The 884-nt window shown below is 36.3% G+C and carries 2 protein-coding genes; both read left to right on the forward strand.

Annotated features, from left to right (window positions below):
- Positions 1 to 37 precede the first annotated feature (37 nt).
- Positions 38 to 343 carry an IS630 transposase-related protein gene (locus HLH16_RS09410; RefSeq protein WP_171529132.1) on the forward strand — a complete coding sequence of 102 codons (306 nt, stop codon included), beginning with the start codon at positions 38 to 40 and terminating at the stop codon, positions 341 to 343.
- 44 nt (positions 344 to 387) lie between these two features.
- Entirely contained in the window at positions 388 to 876 is a 489-nt protein-coding gene (locus tag HLH16_RS09415; protein WP_131289276.1) for an IS630 family transposase, read from the forward strand.
- The last annotated feature ends 8 nt before the right edge of the window (positions 877 to 884 follow it).

The following is an 884-nucleotide window of genomic DNA, read 5'->3' on the forward strand; positions in this document are numbered from 1 at the left end:
TATAGCCAAATACTCAAAAATATAGAACAATAGAAGCATGGGATATTCAAAAGATTTTAAAGACAAAGTCATAGAAATTATGGCTAGAGATAAAATGTCTGTGCGAAAAGCAGCACAGCATTTTAACGTCTGTATACAGACGATTCAGAATTGGAAAAAGTCCACTGTAACTAAACCTATTCCTGGTCGCCCAGCTAAAATTAGCAAAGAGCAAATATTGAAGGATGTTGAACAATATCCCGATGATTACATCAGTGAACGGGCAAAACGTTTTGGTGTCAGTACACATGCAGTATTTAATGCGCTACATGCCGCAGGAATATCGCGTAAAAAAAGACGTTAAAGCACCCTAAAGCAGATCAAAATCAACGTCGGCAATTTCAGAACTTGATTGAATGTTTAGAACAACAATTACCACTGGTTTATATCGATGAAAGTGGTTTTCAAAGCGAAAGTACGAGATCGCATAGTTATAGCCCTAAAGGAGCGCGAGCTGAAGCTGAATTTAACTGGCAGTTAAAAAATTGTAGCAATGCGATTGGTGCATTAATCGAAAATAGATTGCTTACAGTTGGAGTATTTGATTGTTCAGTGAACACCGAGGTATTTGAATGCTGGATTGAACAGGATTTATTGCCGAAGCTGAAAGAAACCAGTGTATTGATTATGGATAATGCCACCTTTCACAAAGGAAAAAGGCTTCAGGAGTTGATACGCTGTGCAGGCCATTACATTGTGTGGCTTCCTAAATATAGCCCGGACTTAAATCCTATAGAAAAAATGTGGTCACGAGTAAAAATGATTCGCAATAAGTTTAGAGTTAAAGATATTGATAAATTGTTTAAAGATTACTGTAATGATTTATTTGGTATTTAGCTATAGTT

Source organism: Acinetobacter sp. ANC 5378 (assembly GCF_013004315.1).
In the GTDB taxonomy this organism is placed as follows: domain Bacteria; phylum Pseudomonadota; class Gammaproteobacteria; order Pseudomonadales; family Moraxellaceae; genus Acinetobacter.

Bases quoted from the DNA above. Each gene is read 5' to 3' on its own strand.
- HLH16_RS09410 (WP_171529132.1), top strand. From the start codon at position 38: ATGGGATATTCAAAAGATTTTAAAGACAAAGTCATAGAAATTATGGCT.